The organism is Saccharibacillus sp. CPCC 101409 (genome assembly GCF_030518235.1).
Classification (GTDB): domain Bacteria; phylum Bacillota; class Bacilli; order Paenibacillales; family Paenibacillaceae; genus Saccharibacillus.
This window is the reverse complement of the sequence record NZ_JAULSA010000008.1, coordinates 116,094-134,495: the sequence shown is the minus strand read 5'-3', so window position 1 is coordinate 134,495 and position 18,402 is coordinate 116,094. Positions and strand designations below refer to the sequence as shown.

Here is an 18,402-nt window from a genome sequence, read left to right as displayed (position 1 = left end):
GTTTATTACTACATTTGTCATCCCGCCGCTTCCGCCGTCCTCCGATGACAGAAAGGGGGTTTGCATGATCGAAAAGACCTTTCTGCTGCTTCAGCTTCTATCGACCAAAAAGGCGGCGCTCGCTTCGGGCTTGATGGCCGCGGCCGCTCTGCTGGCTTCTTGTTCGAACGACTCGGCGGAGTCGGCGGCTCCCGCCGCTCCCAAACAAACGGCCGCCGCAGCGGCCGATGCCGATTCGCAGGACGGCCCTTTGCAGGAAGACAAACGGATCTACGAGCGCGATAAAGATACGCGGATCGACACCCTCTATCTGACGGTGCCGCCGCAGACACCGGGGGCGGATCAACCGCCGCTCGATTGGGCCGCGTTCAACCGGGTCAAAGACCGGGCGGAAGAAAGCGAACTCGACGTTATCGTTCAGGAAGGAGCCGACGACGGCAGCGGACCGAAAGCCGGAGCATTCGGCTACGCGGCCGAGGAAGCCAACGGCAAAATCGCGCTTCGGGGCAACACCGCCCGCTACGTCTCCCAGCATTCCTACAAGATCAAACTGGACGACCGGGCGGGACTGTGGAACGACCAGAGCATCCTCAACCTGAACAAGCACCCCTACGATCCTTCCCGGTTTCGGAACAAGCTCGGGTTCGATCTGTTCGAAACGATGCCGGACATGGCCAGTCTGCGCACGCGCTTCGTTCATCTGTACGTGAAGGATCTCAGCGACGGCGCGGCTTCCTCCGGCGCGGAGTACGAAGACTACGGCCTGTTCACACAGATCGAGCAGCCGAACAAAAAATTTCTCAAAAATCACTGGCTGGACCCTTACGGCGACCTGTACAAAGCGACCATGTTCGAGTTTCTCCAGTATCCGGAAGCCTTGAAAGCCAAAGACGACCCGGTATACGACAGGGCCGCTTTTGAACAACATCTGGAAATCCAGGGACGCGAAGACCACACCAAGCTGATCGCCATGCTGGACGATGTGAACAATATGTCCATTCCCATCGACGAAGTGATGGAGAAGCATTTCGATCTCGACAATTACCTCACCTGGATGGCCGGCAATATCCTGATGGACAATATGGACACCAACGCCCAGAATTTCCTGCTCTACTCGCCGCTCAATTCCGAGAAGTGGTATTTCCTGCCCTGGGATTACGACGGAGCCTGGGAACTGCAGCGAAAGATCGGAAGCATCGGCACGTACAACAACGGGATCAGCAATTATTGGGGCGGCAAGCTCCACAATCGCTTTTTTCGCGACGAGAAGAACGTGCAGCTGCTCAAAAACAAAATCGACGAACTTTACCGCGGCTACATCAATGAAAAGATTCTGTCGGACCTGATCGCGAAGTACAGGCCGATCACGGAGGCGTTCGCGAGGCGGGGCCCGGACAAATACTTTTTCCCGATTCCGGTCGGCGATATTCCGGCGGATGTGCAGGAGATCGCCAAAGTACCGAAACGGTCCATCGAACGCTTCGAACAAGATATTCAAGATCCGAAGCCTTTCTTTTTGAACGATATTCAGCAGAAAGATGCCGGCATTCTATTCAGTTGGGGCGATTCGTTCGATCTTCAAGGAGACGACCTGACTTATACGTTTACGCTGGCCGAAGACCCGCTTTTTGAACACATCGTCAAGCAGGAAGAAGTCGTCGATGCCAATCTCACGCTAAAAGAGCCGGCCGCCGGAACCTACTATTGGAAAGTGATCGTACGCGACACGGGCGGCCATTCGCAGACGGCGTTCGATATCTATTACGATGCCGAAGGCGCTCCTTATTACGGAATCAGACAAATCGAGGTGAAATAAGCATGCAATTCATGGGCAAACCGCTGCGTCACGAGCACAAATTCTACCTGCACGCTTACGATTACCTGTCGATCCGCCAGCGCGTCTCGGCGCTGCTGCCGCTCGACCGGCATTCGCTGGGGCCGGACGGCTACGGCATTCGCAGCCTGTACTTCGACGGGCCCACCGACCACGCGCTGCACGATAAAGTGAACGGCGTCTTCGCCCGGGACAAATTCCGCATCCGCATCTACAACGGCGGAGACAAGACGATCAAGCTGGAGCAGAAAAGCAAGTTCGGCAACTACGTGCACAAAAAAAGCGCCCCGCTGTCGCGCAGCCAGTACGATTCGATCCTGCGCGGCGACTATTCGGCGATCGACAACTCCGAGCATCCGCTGATCCGCGAATTCCATATTGCGCTGACGCACTGGGGCTACCGGCCGATCACGATCGTCGATTATATGCGCGAAGCGTATATCCGGGAGCAGGGCGACGTGCGCATCACATTCGACAAAAAGCTGGCCGCGGGCGTGAACGGCGTCGACCTGCTGCATCCGAATCTGGTGCTGCACGAAATGCTCGATCCGGCGCTGACGATCCTGGAGATCAAATACAACGAATTTCTCGCCGACGATATCCGCCTTGCCGCCAAACCGGCCGCCAGCAACCGCTCTTCCATTTCCAAATACGTGATCTGCCGGGAAACCGGCATGATTCATTTCAAACGATAAGGAGACGTCTCTACCCATGAACGATAACTTGAACTTCCAGGACCTGTTTAAAAAAAGCGTGACGCACCTCGAAGTGTTCCGCAGCGTCTCGTATATCGACGTCTTCCTCGGTTTGGGCGTGTCTTTGCTGATCGGATTGTTTATCTTCTATATCTACAAGATTACGTTCCGCGGAGTCGTGTACAGCTACAACTACAACGCCGCTTTCGTGCTGATGTGCATGATTACGAGCATGATCATCATGACGATCAGCTCGAATATCGTGCTGTCGCTCGGCATGGTCGGCGCGCTCAGCATCGTGCGGTTCCGGACCGCCGTCAAAGACCCGCTCGATATCGTGTACATGTTCTGGTCCATCGCCGGAGGCGTCGCCGCGGGAGCCAAGCTGTACCCGCTCGCCATCGTCGGTTCGATCGCGATCGGCGCGACGCTGCTCGTCCTGTCCCGCCGCAAGGTGCGCGAACAGCCTTATCTGCTCATCGTCCGCCATTCGGAAGACGCGACGAGCCAGGTCCGGGCCAGACTGCAAAAGATGACCTATACGCTCAAGTCCAAGACGGTGCGCAAAGACTATGTCGAAATGACCGTGGAGCTGCGTCTGCGCGACGACAACACCGCTTTTGTGCACGAACTGTCCGCGCTGGACGGCGTAACGGATGTGTCGCTGCTCAACTATACCGGGGATTATGCGCAGTAAGGCGTGGCGGCGTGGTTCCGGCTTAGCAAAAAGAACGAAAGCGCGTTTCGTCCTAAAAGCGTTAAGAAAGTCCTATTCGTAAAGAAACCATATGAAGCTGCGGAGAAAATTCGTTAGCGTAGGCTTTCGGCGTGTCTTTCTTCGAAAGACTTTAGGTCGCGTGTTGAAACCAGGAAGTTTGATTAGATTAATATGGAATCTTCCCGATTTCAAAGGCGAACGCCAGAAGCCTATCCTTCCGGAGTGACTTTCTTCGAAAGTCTCAGGCTGTCAAGAAATCCGGGTATGGTTCCAAAAGGAAAATAGCGGCACAGGCACACTTATTTGGGGCGAAATCCTCCGATTTCTCCAAATAGCGACGCAGGTGCAGCTATTCGGGGTCCAAAGGCCGAATCGAAGCGCAAAAGCTCGAAATAGATGTATGAGTGCAGTTATTTGCTCGGAAATGTAAGATAAAGCCGGAATAAGGGCCTATACGCAGCTATTTCAATTCTTCTTGCCGCTGGCTTTATTTCTCCAGCCCTTTCCCGACCTTTCCTTCCAATCGAACCCGCCTAAATTAGGTTTACATCCAATCGTTTCTCGACAATCCGTGACTTTCTTCGAAAGTCTGTACCTACACGAAATTTTCTCCTCCGCTTACCGGCTTTTTTTATCGAACCAGACTTTCTTGAAGACGAAAGCGCGCTTTATACGCGCTTCGTCTTATTTGGCGTTTACCGAGCCGGCGGCTCTCGGCTTACTGAAACTTGCTGCTGCGTTGGATCGGGAGGCCCAGTTCGCTCTCGGGTTCGTCGCAGGTCCGGCGCTGCATCAGCGAACCTTGCTCCAGTTTGAGGTCCATAAAGGCGACGACGCTTTGCAGTTCGGCGATCTGTTCCAGCACGGTTTGCCGGTAGGCGCGGAAACGTTCGTAATTCTCAGGCGTTCCGGACAGGTCGCCGGTGCGCGCCATATCCAGATACGGCTTCATTTCGTCCAGCGGCATTCCGGTCTTCTTGAGGCAGCCGATCAGCTTCATGACCCGAATCTCTTCTTCGCCGTAGATGCGGTGCCGATTTTCTTTGCGCCGCGCCCGCGGCAGCAGTCCGATCTTCTCGTAGTAGCGGATCGTATCTTCGGACAGCCTGGTTTGCTGCGCCGTTTCTTTGATTGAATAGCCTTCCGCTGTCGATTCGGTTTCTTCCGTGCGTATGCGCGTGCTTTCCATATCGATCGGCTCCTTTTCTCTGTGCGTCTATATTCGGATTGGTCATTGTTATCGAAAGTATACAACTTGGAGTCAGCTCCAGGTCAAGAAAAGAATTCAGTGAAAATGATTCATGAGATCGTGCTTGACTTGGACTCGGCTCCAAGTTATAAGCTGTCCTCCATCACCAATATTCGACTGGAGGACACAACCAATGAACACTCGACAAATACCCGATTCGAACCGCGATTCCATCGCCCTGGTTACCGGCGCCAATAACGGCATCGGCCTGGAGCTGACGCGGCGGCTGCTGGGCGAAGGCTGGCAGGTGGCGGTACTGATCCGCTCCAACTTTGCCGACGGCGACGAGATCGTGCAGTCGGCGCTGCGCGAAGGGCGGCTGCGGATCTACCGCGCCGAACTGACGGATTTCGCTCAGCTGCGGGCGGCGCTGGAACGCATCAAGCAGGAAGAGCCGAAGCTCGACGTCGTCTTCAACAACGCGGGCGGCAGTCTGGCGGAGCTGAGCTTCTCGCCGCAGGGGCGCGAAATGCACTACGAACTGCAAACGGTCGTGCCGTATATCGTTTACCGCGAGCTGAAAGACCTGCTGCTGCGCGGATCGCTGCGAACGGTGATCGGCACTTCTTCGAACGCGTTCAACTTTGTCAAAACCTTCGATCCCGACAAACTGCCGCATCCCTCAACCTTCAAGCAGCTGACCGGCGCCTACGCGGAAAGCAAGCTTGCCCTGTCGCTGTGGACGCGGGCGCTCGCTTCGCGCGAAGCATCCGACGGCATCAAGCTGCGCAGCGCCGATCCCGGCCCGAACAATACGGTGCGCAAAGGCAAGAAATCCGGCCTGCCGTTCCCGGTCAATTACTTGATGCGCTTCTTCCCCGGCCCGGCTCAGGGCGCTTCGCGCCTGTACGAGGCCGCGTTCGGTCCGTACCGCGACAAAGCCGGCGTGCTGATCGACAAAAAAGGCATCGTGGACCTGAGATTCGCCGAACACGCGCAGCGCGTGCTGGACAATGTGGACCGGGTGTACCGGGAAGAGTTTGCGGCGCCGAAGAAGACTTCGAATAAGGGCAGCTTAGTCTGATTGGCTATTTCTCGATCGATCATACAGGAGCCCTCTAGCAGCAGAATTTATTTCTTCACCACTTCGAAAATTTTCTTGCCAGGAACAAAAGTTCAGCCAAATCTACTTGTTTTGGATTTGTTATATGGGCTTTAACCAATTTTTAATTCTCATCTCTTGATTGGTTAAAGCAACTTTTACGTTACTTCCAGCGTTAAATAATTATGAAAATGAGATCTTTTGTTTTGTTAACCACGACGAGGTTAGATTGGCGAAACGTGTATATATGATGTTCAAAATACTGGAGGGTAAAATATGAAAAAAATTAGTTTTCTTCTAATGTTATTGTTATCGACGGTCGCAGCAGGTTGTTCACAGCAGCAGAACGTTCCGGAAAAGGCAGAGCAAACTTCAGTTCCCTTAGTCGAAAACAAGCCGTCTAATGAAGCTGGCAGCAATTTTCAAGAAGGAGTCGCTATAGATATATCTGACTATCAAAACAATGAAAGTTATCAGCCAGTCTTAAAAGTATTAGAACAAAATATGCAGGCTTGGGTAAAGAACGATAAAGCAGCATTCGAAGCTACTTATGCTACAAAAAAATTGTATGAAGGTGACTTATTTTTAATAGATACTGACGACCGGTTTCGTTTTATTGGAAAACCTACCATTATAGATCGCGACGAAGGGCGCATCGATATAAATGTTCAATATGAAGTGGAGTCAGCGGATACTGGACAAGTCAAAGAAACAGGCGCCACTTACAATATGAAGCAAGATGCAATTGGAGAATGGAAGATCATACAAATCGATTAATATAAAAACTGAAAACCTCAATGCTTATAAATTGAATTATTTAGTATTTATATATTTTAATCACAAAAAAGAACAGCTCCAGTCCATAGACTGGAGCTGTTTATTGGATACTTTATATGTTTACTCAATCCCCATACATAGAATTGTTATTGCCATGTTGCATTATTTACTGTGACAACACTATAAATGTTTCTTCCACCGCCATTAGTCACGACATTTCCGTTGGACAGTTTAGCACGCATTTGAGTTGCATTACTACCATCAAGTAGAATCGCATAATCGCAGGCGAAATACCTCATGACTTCACGTGCTTCCCAAGCAGTAGCCTCTTTAATATTGGCCAGGATAATTTTCTGGGTAGAACTCTTATAGCCAATAGCCGCGCGATCGTCTTGTTCTGGAGGATCAATCTTATTCACAGACTGACCGTGTTCTGCACTTTTGAGTTTAGCTGTCAATTTGGTTGAATCAGTAATAGAACTGTCATCCAGATACAGATTCAGCCCGCTAATGGCCCAGTCGATCCAGGACAGTGGAAAACCGACATCTGCGATATTAGTGAGCTGGAATTTGCTGATAGTCGGATTTACACCGTTGTTCTGACGAAATTGCACCAGCGTTCCACGTTTATAGACTGCGCTTGAGCCGGTTCCGTCCTTACCTACAGGAGTTCCGCCCGAAGTACAGGCAATACCCGAAACTGTTTCACTCTCTTTATCAAAGAATGTACCATTGATGCCGAAATAACCGGACGAACTAGCTGTCAGAGACTTGCCGTTGATATTGTTCACATTGATAGTAGATGGATCAGCAGAAATATAGTGCACATCCTTACCCTTAATAGAACTTGAATGATAATATTTAGCAATACCCATGCGATCAGCTCCTTATTCAATATAATAACTTTAATAGGGATAAGCCAAGTTGAATTGTATGTATCCCCCACATATTCCATCAACTTGTTTTAAAGTGATTTCATCGTAACATGTACACTTAGCTTTCGAGGTAGGAAAATCCGCGAATTAAGAGATGACTTTTATCTATTTTATGTTGAGAAAAAGGCGATAAAAAGACGAAGTAACACACAAACAGCCACCGCCGCCGGGTTCGATGCCCGGTCGCGATGGCTGTTTATTTGTCAGTCGATTGTCAGGATCGATTCGCCTGCGCCAGACGTTCTCCGAGCAGCTTGACCGCTTCGCGCAGTTCGTCTTTCGGCACGTCCCGGTACGAATCGCCGATGCTGATCTCCGTCGCGCAGGCCGATTCGCCGGTCTCCCGCAGGTACGCGGCCAGGCCGATACCCGTTTCCGCCTGCACGCCGGCCACGACGCGCTCCGCCGTTTCCCGCGGCGCGGACAGATGCAGGTGGAACATATTCGATACCGGCACTTCGGGCAGCGTTCGGATTCCGAAGCAATCGTTGTACAGCGCCGCCAGCTCTTTGGCTTCCTCGTAATACCGCGCCATCTGCGGCAGACGGCGGTCGAGATAGTAATCCGAACTGAGGATATACGGATAGAGGCTGATCAGGTCGCCGCCGTGACGGCGTTTCCAGACCTTTGACTGCTGCGCCAGGTCCGCGTCGCCCGCCAGCATCGCACCCGCGATTCCGCCCACGCCTTTGTAGAACGAGACATAGACGCTGTCGAACAGCGCGCACACTTCTTCGGCCGTTTTTTGATAAAAAGGCAGGATCTCGAACAGTCTCGCCCCGTCCAGATGCAGCGCGATCCCTTTCTCCCGGCAGTAGGCCGATATTTCCTCCAGCTCCGCATAGCCCGGAAGCTGTCCGCCGATCTCGCGCTGGGGCAGTTCAAGCAGCAGGCAGCGGACGTCGACCGGCATATTTTTCACATCGTCAAGGGTAATCAGCCGGTCTTCGGTCCCCAGCAGCACCGGCTCCAGATGATGCAGCTCGCGCAGGCCGTCCTGCTCGTGGATCTCCAGATGGCACAGCGGGTGGTAAGCGACGACTTTGCTGCCTTTGCGGTCGCTCCAGATGCGCAGCGCGATCTGCTGGGCCATGGTGCCGCTGGGGAAAAAGACCGCCGCTTCTTTGCCCAGCATCCGCGCGAGCTTCCGCTCGAAGCGCTCGATCGTTTCGCCTTTGCCGTACATGTCGCTCGGCGTTCCGCCGTCTTCGCCCTGCAGCGCGTCGAGCAGCACCTGTACGCTGCGCGGACCGCTGCCGGAAGTACGGCAGCTCGCGTTTTGGAACGTTTCGGATAACGACTCCATTATTTAATCACTCCCTCCAAATAAAGTTGGTATTAAAAATTAAGATTCTTTACATTCAGGTAGTTGTTGTCACTGTTTTCAACTTATTTCCTATATGACCTATGATGCATTTTCCAACATCCTCTTCATATAAAAAGAAAATCCTACCTGCTCCAGGTGTCATACGCACATGCCACGAAAAAGTTCTCCCCTTTCCATCAGGGCATCTAAAAGTATGTTCTTCCTTATATGCGTCTAAAGTCGCTTTACTTTCAGGCGTAGTTTTAGAAGGTATATTCGAATAATCGGCCCCTCTTTCTTTTGCATCTTGAAAGTGGCTGTTCAATTCAAACAAGCGGATTTGTATTTGTTTTAAAATTGGTTCCCCTTTTTTATATTTTGATAATTGGAGTTTGGCATGCTCACAAAATAATAGGTTAGGAAAAGTAACATCTAATTGGTCTCTCCATTCAATATTGTCTCGATATTCTAATGCTCTTACCTCTGTTATGTAAGACCGATGCGAATCCAAATGCTCTATTTTACTTGCATGTCTAACATAGATAATGTTTTCTTGTATATCATTTTCTTCGTCAATTTCGATGAATTGTATTTTTAAATAGTCTCTATTCCATTCACTCTTTGATTCAAGACTTATTGATATAGCTTCAAGAAGGTGCGCAATGCCTATTCCTTCGCACTTTAACCCATTGTGAAAAAAATCAGAAGACAAAAACTTAGAATAAATATGAGATTCTTTATGGTCATTAATATAAGGCTTACGTGTAATTGATGACTTAAAAAATCTCTTGGCTTCTTTATCTACGCTTGAATCATTTATCCATTGTATAATGCGGTAATCTGAAGCAAGTTCTAAATGTATAAAGTTTTCATTAGTACGTAAATCCTTACTTCCCATAGCCTTAAAAAAGGCAGCCATTAACTTTATAAATTGATCCATTTTTAACCTGGCTTTTTCTACATTTTCTAACGGGACATTTAAACATAGATCGTTAAAAACCAATTCCAAAATTAATCTTCCCTTTCTATATAAATTAAAAAATTAATTTATCCAGAATCTTATCCCATTCATCAAAAAAATCTTCTGGCCAATCTTCAATTCTACCATTTTGATCTATAAGCAAGTTATCCACCAAATGATCTACTGCACCTATTCTATTTTTTTTGCTAAAAAAGTTTATTGAAATATTTCCCGGACTTATCTCTTTATCATGTACAGCTAGACGAATACCATTTAAAACATGATCACTATGAGTTTCTGTAATAATTTGAACTCCACCTAACGACGCCAAAGCCATTAAACGTCCAACTATAGCTTGACCTTTAGGATGCAAATGAGCCTCAGGATTCTCAATTAGAAGAATCGAATTTGGTTTTGCCACTAGCAGCGCAACTAAGACTGGAAGAGTATAAGTTAAGCCAAAGCCTACATTAGTTGCACGAAAGGAATTGCTCAAGTCTCGGTCCCCAGCAAAGCGATATCTTAAGCTAGTTATATCCATATCATTGTAATCGCTAATATCTAATCTTGTACCCGGAGTAATAATGCTTAGCCAAGCATCAACCTGTGCTTTTAAAGTATCAGCTACTCCTTGCGGGTGTTTAAGAAATTGATTTGGAATAGGATCATTTTGATGTACAGAAAGATAATGTGTAGTATACTCTCCGTGAATTCCCAAACTATTTTGCTGCTTAACTTCAAAACTTGAGCGATTAAAATAAGTTCTAGGACCAAGCCTCTCAGCACTCAAATATTGGAAATTTTCAGAAAACAAAGTCACCTCTTCATTTTCAAAAGAAGTTTCTAAAATCGGCAATAAATCTGAATCTTTATCATACCCAAAACTCCAAAATAAAGGCGGTGAACTTTCTAACTCCAGCCGGATCTCTAATTCTTCATTTTCCGCCTTTTCGTACAACAAATCTTGTCCAGTACCTAAGTATAATAAATCTCCATTCAGAGATAATCCTTTATTCTTCATAGCACCTTGAATATAAGATTGTCTAAGCAAAAGTAAAGATTGTATTACAGTTGATTTTCCTACGCCGTTCAAACCAGTTAGCAAAGTGAGATTGCCAAGCTTGATATCTTGTTCTTTAAAACATTTTATATTTTTCAAGTGAACATTCTTTATCATTTCAGCACCTCAGTAATTAATTCTTCAATTTTGGAAAATCGATAGTTTACTCTTCTAGGATCGCCTGTTCCTTGAGAAATAGCTCCATCAAACTCTTTATTCAACATTAATTTCATGAATTTTTCTATCAGTATATCTTTTCTTTGGAATAGAATATTACTTTGATTTAAATTAAGATTGCCAAGATTTACAGACCATGTATCAAAAAGAGCTTTATTAATTTGCTTTCTTTTGTCTTCTAGATTATATCTTCTCCTAAAAGCATCATCGCCAAATATATCAATTGCGTTATTCATAGCTCTTTTGAATTTTTCTTCTAATACTTTTAGCTCTTCTGCAGTTTTTTGATTTAAGTCATTCATTGCACTATTTAAGAAGTTTTCTAAATCAGGGAAATAACTTTTGTAAGAAATCATACTAAACGCTAAAAATCTCAATACAAAGTCTCTGTCTTCCATCCTATCTGTTTTCACGGCATCGCAAGTAGCACGTATGAACTCTTCACTTTCGGCCAATTTTTTCAAAAATTTCGAAGCTACACCTTGATTTAATGCATGACGGATTTCTTGAGCAGTAAGTGGAACTCCGCCAGTATTTATTCTTTTAAATATATTGTATTTCACTTCTTTAGGAGTACCTGCGTTAATAATAAAAGCAATAATTTGAGTTTCTTCAATCCTTCTTTGTATAGGACGAGGTAGTTGATCGTAGCTCATGCCTTCAAACTGAGTAACATATTCCATATTACTTAATTTCAAGTTTTTATCGATTGCAAACCTCTTTAATGCAGTCAACCTTTGTAATCCATCTACAATCAGCCAACTGTTATCATTTGTTCCATCAAAATAAAATGCAGGGAGTGGAATTCTAATGATTAAAGACTCGATCAGTCTACTTTGTTGATGATCATCCCAAAGACCACTTTTTCTTTGAAAATCAGTCAAAAGGTCCACTTCTTTTTCTCTGAGTCTTTTTATCAACAAGTCAATAGTGAGCGGCTTTTGTGTAATATCAATACGTGATGGATCAAAAGGATTCGTTATCACCATTTTACTTGCTTCATCTACTTTTTCAACCTCTTCAAAAGGGCCTTCAAAGTAATCATCAAATAAAGAAAGTTGTCTTTCGTTCTTTTTACTCAACTTAACCAACCCCTTCTTGTTCAACAAATAAATCAATTACACTTATTGTTAAGACTATTTTTCTATGATTATAGTAGCACACCACAATACTTACTTAAACCAAGTGTCATACAACTAATTCCTTCGACTTTTTTGAATTATGACTTTAGGGTAACTAGACTATAAAAAGAGGCTTAGTTTATTTGATACTAAAAAAGAAAGGTTCTGTTCCCATGCCGCAACCGCAATCAAGAGAAAGCATCTATAAACGCTATGTTCCCGCGCTGGTCGCCGAAAGCTCGGACAAGCCCGCGTACTGGTTCGTTTTCCTGGCGGGCACCGACCGTCTGCTGCTGAAGGAAGGCGCGGGACTGCTCGCCGTTCCGGCCGCCGCGGCCGCGGAGGAGCTCGGCGTCGCCGCTTCCCGCTCGCTGTATCTCGGCACGCTGGACGGCTCGCCGTGCTACGCCGCGGAAGCGCCGAAAGAAACGCAGCCGCTGCCGGGCACGGACTTCTTTCCGCTGCGTCCGCTGTACGAACGCATGGACGAAGACCTGTTCCACCTGGCCGGTCGCGCGCTGCAAATGCTGGCCTGGGACGACACGCACCGGTTCTGCGGGCGCTGCGGCAGTACGCTGACGCTCGCCGACAAAGACCGCGCCAAAGTCTGTCCCAACTGCGGGCTGAGCCATTATCCGCGCATTTCGCCGGCCGTTATTACCGCGATCCTGAAAGACGGCAGGATCCTGCTGGCGCACGCGGCTCATTTTCAAAACGACATGTACGGGCTGATCGCCGGCTTCGCCGAACCGGGCGAAACGCTGGAAGACTGCGTGCGGCGCGAAACCATGGAAGAAGTCGGCATCGCGCTCGGCGAGATCCGCTACTTCGGCAGCCAGCAGTGGCCGTTTCCGCATTCGCTGATGATCGGCTTTATCGCGGAATACGCGGGCGGCGAGATCGAGGTGGACGGCGAAGAGATCGCGCACGCGGCCTGGTTCGGCCCCGGCGAGCTGCCGAATATCCCGCCGAAGGTCAGCATCGCGCGCAAAATGATCGACTGGTACGCGGAGGAGTACGGCGGGACCGGCGGAGCCTGACGGCGGAACTTGCCATGACGCACGCATGAAAGAAGCGGCAGCCTGCGGCTTCGCCTGTTGCGGACCGCCGTTTCCGGGTACATAATTCACAGAGGCAAAATTCCGCTCGAATCAAGCACCCGGTCAGACCCGTTTGCGGACACCCAAACCCCACACCCCAATTTCGAAGGAGGAGTCGTTCGTGGCCGAAGCAAATCCGCCTGGAACAAGGCCGTCTCCCGATCGGGAGCAGCCGCCCGAAACGCTGGGCTCGCTGATCAAGAAAGGCAATACCTCGTCCGCCGTCGCGATGGGCGGCAACGCCGTGCTCGCCGCCGCCAAAGGCGCGGCCGCGTTCTTCACCGGCAGCGGCGCCATGTTCGCTTCGGCGATGCACTCGCTGGCCGACGCCGTGAATCAGGGCTTCGTATTCGTCGGCAGCGTGCTGTCGGAACGGCGCCCGAGCCGCCGGTTCCCGGTAGGCTTCGGACGCGTCATCAACATTTTCTGTATGATCGCGGTTATCGTGGTCACGATCATGGCCTACGAAACGATCCACGAAGGCATCCACCTGCTGCGACATCCGGCCGAAGCGTCGGGCGGCCTGTGGATCAATATCGGCGTGCTGCTGCTGAATATTATCGTCGACGGCAGCATCCTGATCAAAGCGATGAAAGAAATTCTGCACGAAGCCCGCGCGCCGAAAGCCAGAGGCTTCGCGCTGCTGCCGGCCGCGTTCAAGAACGTGGGACGCGCCGCGCCGCCGACCCGGCTCGTCTTCTATGAAGACATCGTCGCCGTGCTCGGCGCGCTGCTGGCGCTGATCGCCGTCGTCGTGATCGCGCTGACGAACTTTGCGCTGATCGACGGCCTCGTCACGACGCTGATCGGCTGCCTGATGATCGCGGTCGCGTTCCGCGTCGGCTACGACAATATGATCGGCCTGATCGGCGTATCCGCGCCGCAGGACGTCGAAGACAAAGTGTCCGCCGCCATTCTCGCCGACGCCGACGTGCGCGATATCCAGAGTATGCGCATCATTCAGGAAGGCCGCTACTATCATGTGGACGCGGTGGTCGAGCTGCGTACCGGGCTGACGCTGGGCGAAGCGGACGATATCAAAGACCGCATCCAGAAGCAGCTTACGACCGACCCGGATATCGCCGACGCGGCGATCTCGATCATCGAGGACGACGGGCAGTCGAGCTGGCAGCGGAGGGAAGCGGAGATCGAGAAGAATTGAATGGCTGGATGTTGGATAGAGCAAGGCCGAGTAGATCAAGGCCGAATAGAGTAAAGCCGGGCCGGGAAAAACCGGATCGGGAAGGCCGTAAAATGCAAAAATCCACTTTATAAGCGCCGATCGCGGACAAATTCGGCGGCGAAATGCAAAAATCCACTCTAATCGGACTCGTAACGGCGATAATGCCGCGACGAGCCGAATTGAAGTGGATTTTTGCATGCGATGAAGATTTAAAAAGGTCTGTTCGCAAAATAAGATGGATTTCCGCAGTTTATCCGGGCTATTCCGGCCGCCGCCCACACTCAGCTTTTTGGAAAGTAAGCTTCCAGCTTCAAATCCGGTCCCAGCTGCCGAACGCGCAGGCCGGTCAGGTCCACGGCGTCGTCCATATCGGCGATGCCGAGCCCCTGGAGGAACGTCGGCGCTTCTTTGCCGCCGACCAGCTTGGGCGCGACGTACAGCACCAGCTTGTCCGCCAGCCCCTGCTCCACGAACGAAGCGTTGACCTGCCCGCCGCCTTCGACGAGCAGCGACGAGATCTCGCTGGCGCCGAGCGTATCGAGCACCTGCTCCAGATTCACCCGCTCGCTCCGCGTTTCGAATACGCGCACGCCCGCGGCTTCAAGCCGCTCGCGCTTGGCGGCGTCGGCGTTCGAACCGGTAAAGATCCACGTCGGCGCTTCGCCGTCCGTGATCACCCGCGCCGTCTCCGGGATGCGCAGCGTGCTGTCCAGCACGACGCGCAGCGGATTGCGGCCGCTTGGCAGCCGGGTCGTCAGCTGCGAATCGTCGTGCAGAATCGTCTGCACGCCGACCAGGATCGCGCCGCTCTCGTGGCGCAGACGATGCACGTCTTCGCGCGCCTGCTCCGACGTGATCCAGCGGCTGCTGGCCGTGCGCGTCGCGATTTTGCCGTCCAGCGTAACGGCGGACTTCACCGTGACAAACGGCCGCTTGCTGACGATATAGCGGTTGAACACTTCGTTCAGCTGCTCGGATTCCTCGCGCAGCACGCCTTCGATCACTTCGATGCCGGCGTCGCGCAGAATCTTGATCCCGCGTCCCGCAACCAGCGGGTTCGGGTCCGGCGCGGCCACGACGACGCGTGCAAGCCCCGCCTGCACGATCGCTTCGGCGCACGGGCCGGTGCGGCCGTGATGCGAGCACGGCTCCAGCGTGACGTAGATCGTCGCGCCGCGCGCATGCTCGCCCGCCATGCGCAGCGCATGGATCTCGGCGTGCGGCTCGCCCGGCTTCAGGTGCGCGCCGATGCCGACCAGCCGGCCGTCGCCTACGATAACCGAGCCGACCAGCGGATTCGGCGCGGTCTGTCCCTGCGCCGCGCGCGCGTTCTCCAGCGCAAGGCGCATATAGCGTTCATGCACGGCGAGATCGCCGAGCGGTCCGTTTCCTGCGTTAGCGTTAACTTCGCTCATGCTTCGTCAGTCTCCTCCTTCGGCGGCGGGCAGTCCCTTCACGCCTTCAATCGGAATCTGCGTCGCAAAGTGGCCGGAGCGGTTTACTTTGGTGCGCAGGTATTTCTCGTTGAACTCCGACACGTCGCCCCACAGCGGCGTGCGTCCCGATACGTTCAAACCGGCGGCTTTGAGCGCTTCGAGCTTGCGCGGATTGTTCGTAATCAGCGTAACCGGAGCCTGGCGCAGGAATTTGAGCACGCCGATCGCGCCGTCGTAACTGCGGGTATCGTCTTCGAAGCCCAGCGCCAGGTTCGCTTCGACCGTATCCATGCCCTGCTCCTGCAGGATGTAGGCCATCGCTTTGCTGAACAGGCCGATGCCGCGCCCTTCGTGGTTGGCCAGATAGAACAGCGCGCCCGAGCCGTGCTCCACTATCATTTTCATCGACTGGTGCAGCTGGTAGCCGCAGTCGCAGCGCTTGCTGCCGAAGATATCGCCCGTATGGCAAATGCTGTGCATACGGATCAGAGCGTCGTTCGACTGTTCGAAATCGCCGTATACGAGCACGCTCGACTGCTGGCCTTCGGCCAGGTTCATCGTCGGCAGGCTGCGGATCAGCGCTTCGGCCGACATATTTTTGCCGCCTTCCGGTTCCGGCATCCAGCTGTACCAGCGGAATTCGATCGTTTCGCCGTCCAGGTTGACCGGCAGCTTGATCGGGCCGACCAGCACATAACCGCTTTGCGGATTGAGCGGGGAAGCTACGTTATGGATTCGGTCTTTCAACATAAAAGCCGCGCTGTTATTCATCGTGATGACACATCCTTAATTTCAGATTGGGTAAGTCGGATAAGCGCTTGTGCGGGCGTTGGGGAAAGCCGGATGCTTTCCGCGATTTTCGCGCTTCATGCGGCGCTCGCGCCGGTTCCGCCGCTTCGTTCAACCGCCGCGCCTGCTTGCGCGCGGGTTTCTATCTTACAGATTCGCGCGGGAAACGGATTCGGATCACCTTGCCCGCTTCGTCGCGCCGTAAAAGTTACTTATCGCCGCTGTGTATATTATCGTCCGTTTTATTGTAAAAATTTTGAGCATATTCCGATTCCATGTAAAATTGTTCCCGCTGGCGCCGTTCCACGTCGGCGCGCCTGCGCTGCTCCAGCCGTTCCAGCGGAAGTTCGGTGCGCTGGCGCCGCTCCAGGCACTCCAACAGCTCCTCGTACAGGACGTCCGCATCCCGCAGCGCTTCGTTGAGCCCAAACGCGCCGGTCGGCGTCATCGTATGCGCCGCGTCTCCGATCAGCACAAGCCCCGGCTGCGCCCAGGACTCGGAACGGCTGCTGAAAATATCAAGCAGCACGAAGTCTTTCCACGAGCGGATATGCTCCCGCACGCTCGGCGCAAGCTTCGGAAACGCTTCGATCAGCGTTCGCGTCAGTTCCTCGAACGGGCGCTTGCGCAGCTCGCCGTACGAGTCCTCCGCGATGTTCCATCCGATCTGCACAAAGCCGCGCGCCTGTGTAAACAAATGCAGCTGCTGCCCGCTTTGGATCGTGGAGCACATCACCGGTTCCCAGCCTTCGGGAGCGGGAATGCGTGCCCACAGCAGATCGTAACCGTGTCCTTGCGTACTGGCCGGAATACCGGCATGCCGGCGGACCGACGAATAACGGCCGTCCGCGCCCACGACCAAGGCGCTGCGAATTTCTTCTTTGCTTCCGTCCGCCCGCTGGACCCGCACGCCCGCGCAGCGGCCGGCTTCGTCCTTCAGCAGTCCGCGCACCGTGGTGCCCGGCAGATACGTGAAGTTCGGGTATCCGCCGGCTTCGTCCAGCAGCGCCCGCAGCAGATCGGCCTGCGGGATATGGACGCCCACATTGCCGCCTTCTTTGTCCGGCAGGATCGTTTTGACGACGCGGCGGTTCTCCCAGTATTCGAGCCGCACCAGCGGCAGCACCGCTTCGGGCGCGATTCTTTCCAGCAAACCGTGTTTGCGCAGCACGCCTTCGCCGTCCCCGTTCAGGATCTCTCCGCGAAACGAAGGTCCGGGCACCGGCTGCTTCTCGATCAATATCACGTTCGCTCCGCGCCGGGCGAGCAGACACGCCAGCAGCGTGCCGGCGGGCCCGCCGCCCGCGATACAAATTTCCGTTTGTCGCTCCATAACCATTCCTCCGATGTTCGGGCCGTGCCTGCTGCTTCCGCTCGACTCACACTATTACTTTATGTAACCGAGTATATTTAATTAATATCTATTCGTCAAGTTTTAATTATTACGTTTTGTAAGCTTGTTAATTTTAATCACTATAAGTATAATAGAAACAGACCCACCGAAGCAAACGCGTCTTTTTCAGGCCCGCAGCGGCGGGCTTTTTATAGAAAGCAGCCCGACGAACCGTCAATAACGGAACGTCGCGGTACACACCAATACAAACTGGAGAGTGATTTCATTGGCGGCAGAGCCGAGCCAACTGTGCCCGAGATTCGAGAAAGCGATTGAAGTGCTGAGCAAGCGCTGGACGACCCTGATTATTTATCGTCTGCTCGACGGACCGCGCCGGTTCGTGGACATCGAGAGTTCGCTGACCAATCTGAGCGGCAAAGTCCTGTCCGAGCGTCTCAAGGAACTCGAAGAAGAAGGCATCGTTCTGCGCAGCGTTTATCCCGAGAAGCCGGTGCGGATCGAGTATTCGCTGACCGACATGGGCCGCGACCTCGCGCCGGTTATGGACGATATCCAGGGCTGGGCGACGCGGTGGATCAAGGTGGAGCAGGAGCAGGTTTGATCTTTTTTAAACGGCAGTCGAAACGGCCCGCGCTTATGGAAGCGCAGGCCGTTTTTTTGTATAG

Annotated in this window: 17 protein-coding genes; 8 read left to right on the top strand and 9 right to left on the bottom strand. The window is 52.0% G+C overall.

From position 1 onward, the window contains the following. Positions 1–64: 64 nt before the first annotated feature. From QWJ34_RS17570 to QWJ34_RS17560, 3 genes are read left to right on the top strand one after another with little or no spacing between them, the layout of a single operon-like run. Complete coding sequence (locus tag QWJ34_RS17570) at positions 65–1,816, top strand: CotH kinase family protein (protein WP_302729813.1); 1,752 nt, start codon at positions 65–67, stop codon at positions 1,814–1,816. Positions 1,817–1,818: 2 nt separating this feature from the next. Continuing rightward, the gene (locus QWJ34_RS17565) at positions 1,819–2,529 is read left to right on the top strand and encodes a polyphosphate polymerase domain-containing protein (protein ID WP_302729811.1); all 711 of its coding nucleotides are present in this window, start codon (positions 1,819–1,821) and stop codon (positions 2,527–2,529) included. Positions 2,530–2,545: 16 nt separating this feature from the next. Beyond that, positions 2,546–3,226 (top strand): DUF4956 domain-containing protein, encoded by a 681-nt coding sequence (locus QWJ34_RS17560; RefSeq protein WP_302729809.1) that lies wholly within the window; start codon positions 2,546–2,548, stop codon positions 3,224–3,226. Positions 3,227–3,965: 739 nt separating this feature from the next. Here the strand turns inward: QWJ34_RS17560 and QWJ34_RS17555 are convergent. Next, the gene (locus tag QWJ34_RS17555; protein ID WP_302729808.1) at positions 3,966–4,436 is read right to left on the bottom strand and encodes a MerR family transcriptional regulator; all 471 of its coding nucleotides are present in this window, start codon (positions 4,434–4,436) and stop codon (positions 3,966–3,968) included. A gap of 193 nt (positions 4,437–4,629) precedes the next feature. On the opposite strand from QWJ34_RS17555, the gene QWJ34_RS17550 reads away from it, so the two are divergent. Further along, positions 4,630–5,520 (top strand): SDR family NAD(P)-dependent oxidoreductase, encoded by an 891-nt coding sequence (locus QWJ34_RS17550; RefSeq protein ID WP_302729807.1) that lies wholly within the window; start codon positions 4,630–4,632, stop codon positions 5,518–5,520. Positions 5,521–5,814: 294 nt separating this feature from the next. Continuing rightward, a complete protein-coding gene (locus QWJ34_RS17545; RefSeq protein WP_302729805.1) occupies positions 5,815–6,315 on the top strand; it encodes a hypothetical protein in 501 nt (166 codons plus the stop codon). Positions 6,316–6,461: 146 nt separating this feature from the next. On the opposite strand, the gene QWJ34_RS17540 is transcribed toward QWJ34_RS17545, so the two are convergent. The 5 genes from QWJ34_RS17540 to QWJ34_RS17520 form a co-directional block, all read right to left on the bottom strand. Then, entirely contained in the window at positions 6,462–7,190 is a 729-nt protein-coding gene (locus QWJ34_RS17540; RefSeq protein WP_302729803.1) for a phosphodiester glycosidase family protein, read from the bottom strand. 274 nt (positions 7,191–7,464) lie between these two features. After that, complete coding sequence (locus QWJ34_RS17535; protein ID WP_302729801.1) at positions 7,465–8,556, bottom strand: threonine aldolase family protein; 1,092 nt, start codon at positions 8,554–8,556, stop codon at positions 7,465–7,467. A 55-nt stretch (positions 8,557–8,611) separates the two neighbouring features. Next, positions 8,612–9,565, bottom strand: a complete 954-nt coding sequence (locus tag QWJ34_RS17530) for a hypothetical protein (protein ID WP_302729799.1) — start codon at positions 9,563–9,565, stop codon at positions 8,612–8,614. Positions 9,566–9,590: 25 nt separating this feature from the next. Next, positions 9,591–10,694 carry an AAA family ATPase gene (locus QWJ34_RS17525; protein ID WP_302729797.1) on the bottom strand — a complete coding sequence of 368 codons (1,104 nt, stop codon included), beginning with the start codon at positions 10,692–10,694 and terminating at the stop codon, positions 9,591–9,593. Beyond that, positions 10,691–11,836: a DUF262 domain-containing protein gene (locus tag QWJ34_RS17520; RefSeq protein ID WP_302729795.1), complete on the bottom strand. Its 1,146-nt coding sequence runs from the start codon at positions 11,834–11,836 to the stop codon at positions 10,691–10,693. The genes QWJ34_RS17525 and QWJ34_RS17520 overlap by 4 nt, the downstream gene beginning before the upstream one ends. 212 nt (positions 11,837–12,048) lie before the next feature. Between QWJ34_RS17520 and nudC the strand changes: the two genes are divergently transcribed. Then, the gene (gene nudC / locus QWJ34_RS17515) at positions 12,049–12,915 is read left to right on the top strand and encodes an NAD(+) diphosphatase (RefSeq protein WP_302729793.1); all 867 of its coding nucleotides are present in this window, start codon (positions 12,049–12,051) and stop codon (positions 12,913–12,915) included. Between the two features lie 289 nt (positions 12,916–13,204). Beyond that, positions 13,205–14,137, top strand: a complete 933-nt coding sequence (locus QWJ34_RS17510) for a cation diffusion facilitator family transporter (RefSeq protein ID WP_302729962.1) — start codon at positions 13,205–13,207, stop codon at positions 14,135–14,137. A gap of 302 nt (positions 14,138–14,439) precedes the next feature. Here the strand turns inward: QWJ34_RS17510 and ribD are convergent, their stop codons facing one another. The 3 genes from ribD to QWJ34_RS17495 all read right to left on the bottom strand — a co-directional run bounded on the left by ribD (position 14,440) and on the right by QWJ34_RS17495 (position 17,716). After that, positions 14,440–15,573: a bifunctional diaminohydroxyphosphoribosylaminopyrimidine deaminase/5-amino-6-(5-phosphoribosylamino)uracil reductase RibD gene (gene ribD, locus QWJ34_RS17505; RefSeq protein WP_302729792.1), complete on the bottom strand. Its 1,134-nt coding sequence runs from the start codon at positions 15,571–15,573 to the stop codon at positions 14,440–14,442. Between the two features lie 6 nt (positions 15,574–15,579). Continuing rightward, a complete protein-coding gene (locus QWJ34_RS17500; RefSeq protein WP_483314284.1) occupies positions 15,580–16,365 on the bottom strand; it encodes a GTP cyclohydrolase II in 786 nt (261 codons plus the stop codon). 226 nt (positions 16,366–16,591) lie between these two features. After that, positions 16,592–17,716, bottom strand: a complete 1,125-nt coding sequence (locus tag QWJ34_RS17495; RefSeq protein ID WP_302729791.1) for an FAD-dependent monooxygenase — start codon at positions 17,714–17,716, stop codon at positions 16,592–16,594. A gap of 286 nt (positions 17,717–18,002) precedes the next feature. On the opposite strand from QWJ34_RS17495, the gene QWJ34_RS17490 reads away from it, so the two are divergent. Beyond that, a complete protein-coding gene (locus QWJ34_RS17490) occupies positions 18,003–18,338 on the top strand; it encodes a winged helix-turn-helix transcriptional regulator (protein WP_302729790.1) in 336 nt (111 codons plus the stop codon). Positions 18,339–18,402: the final 64 nt, after the last annotated feature.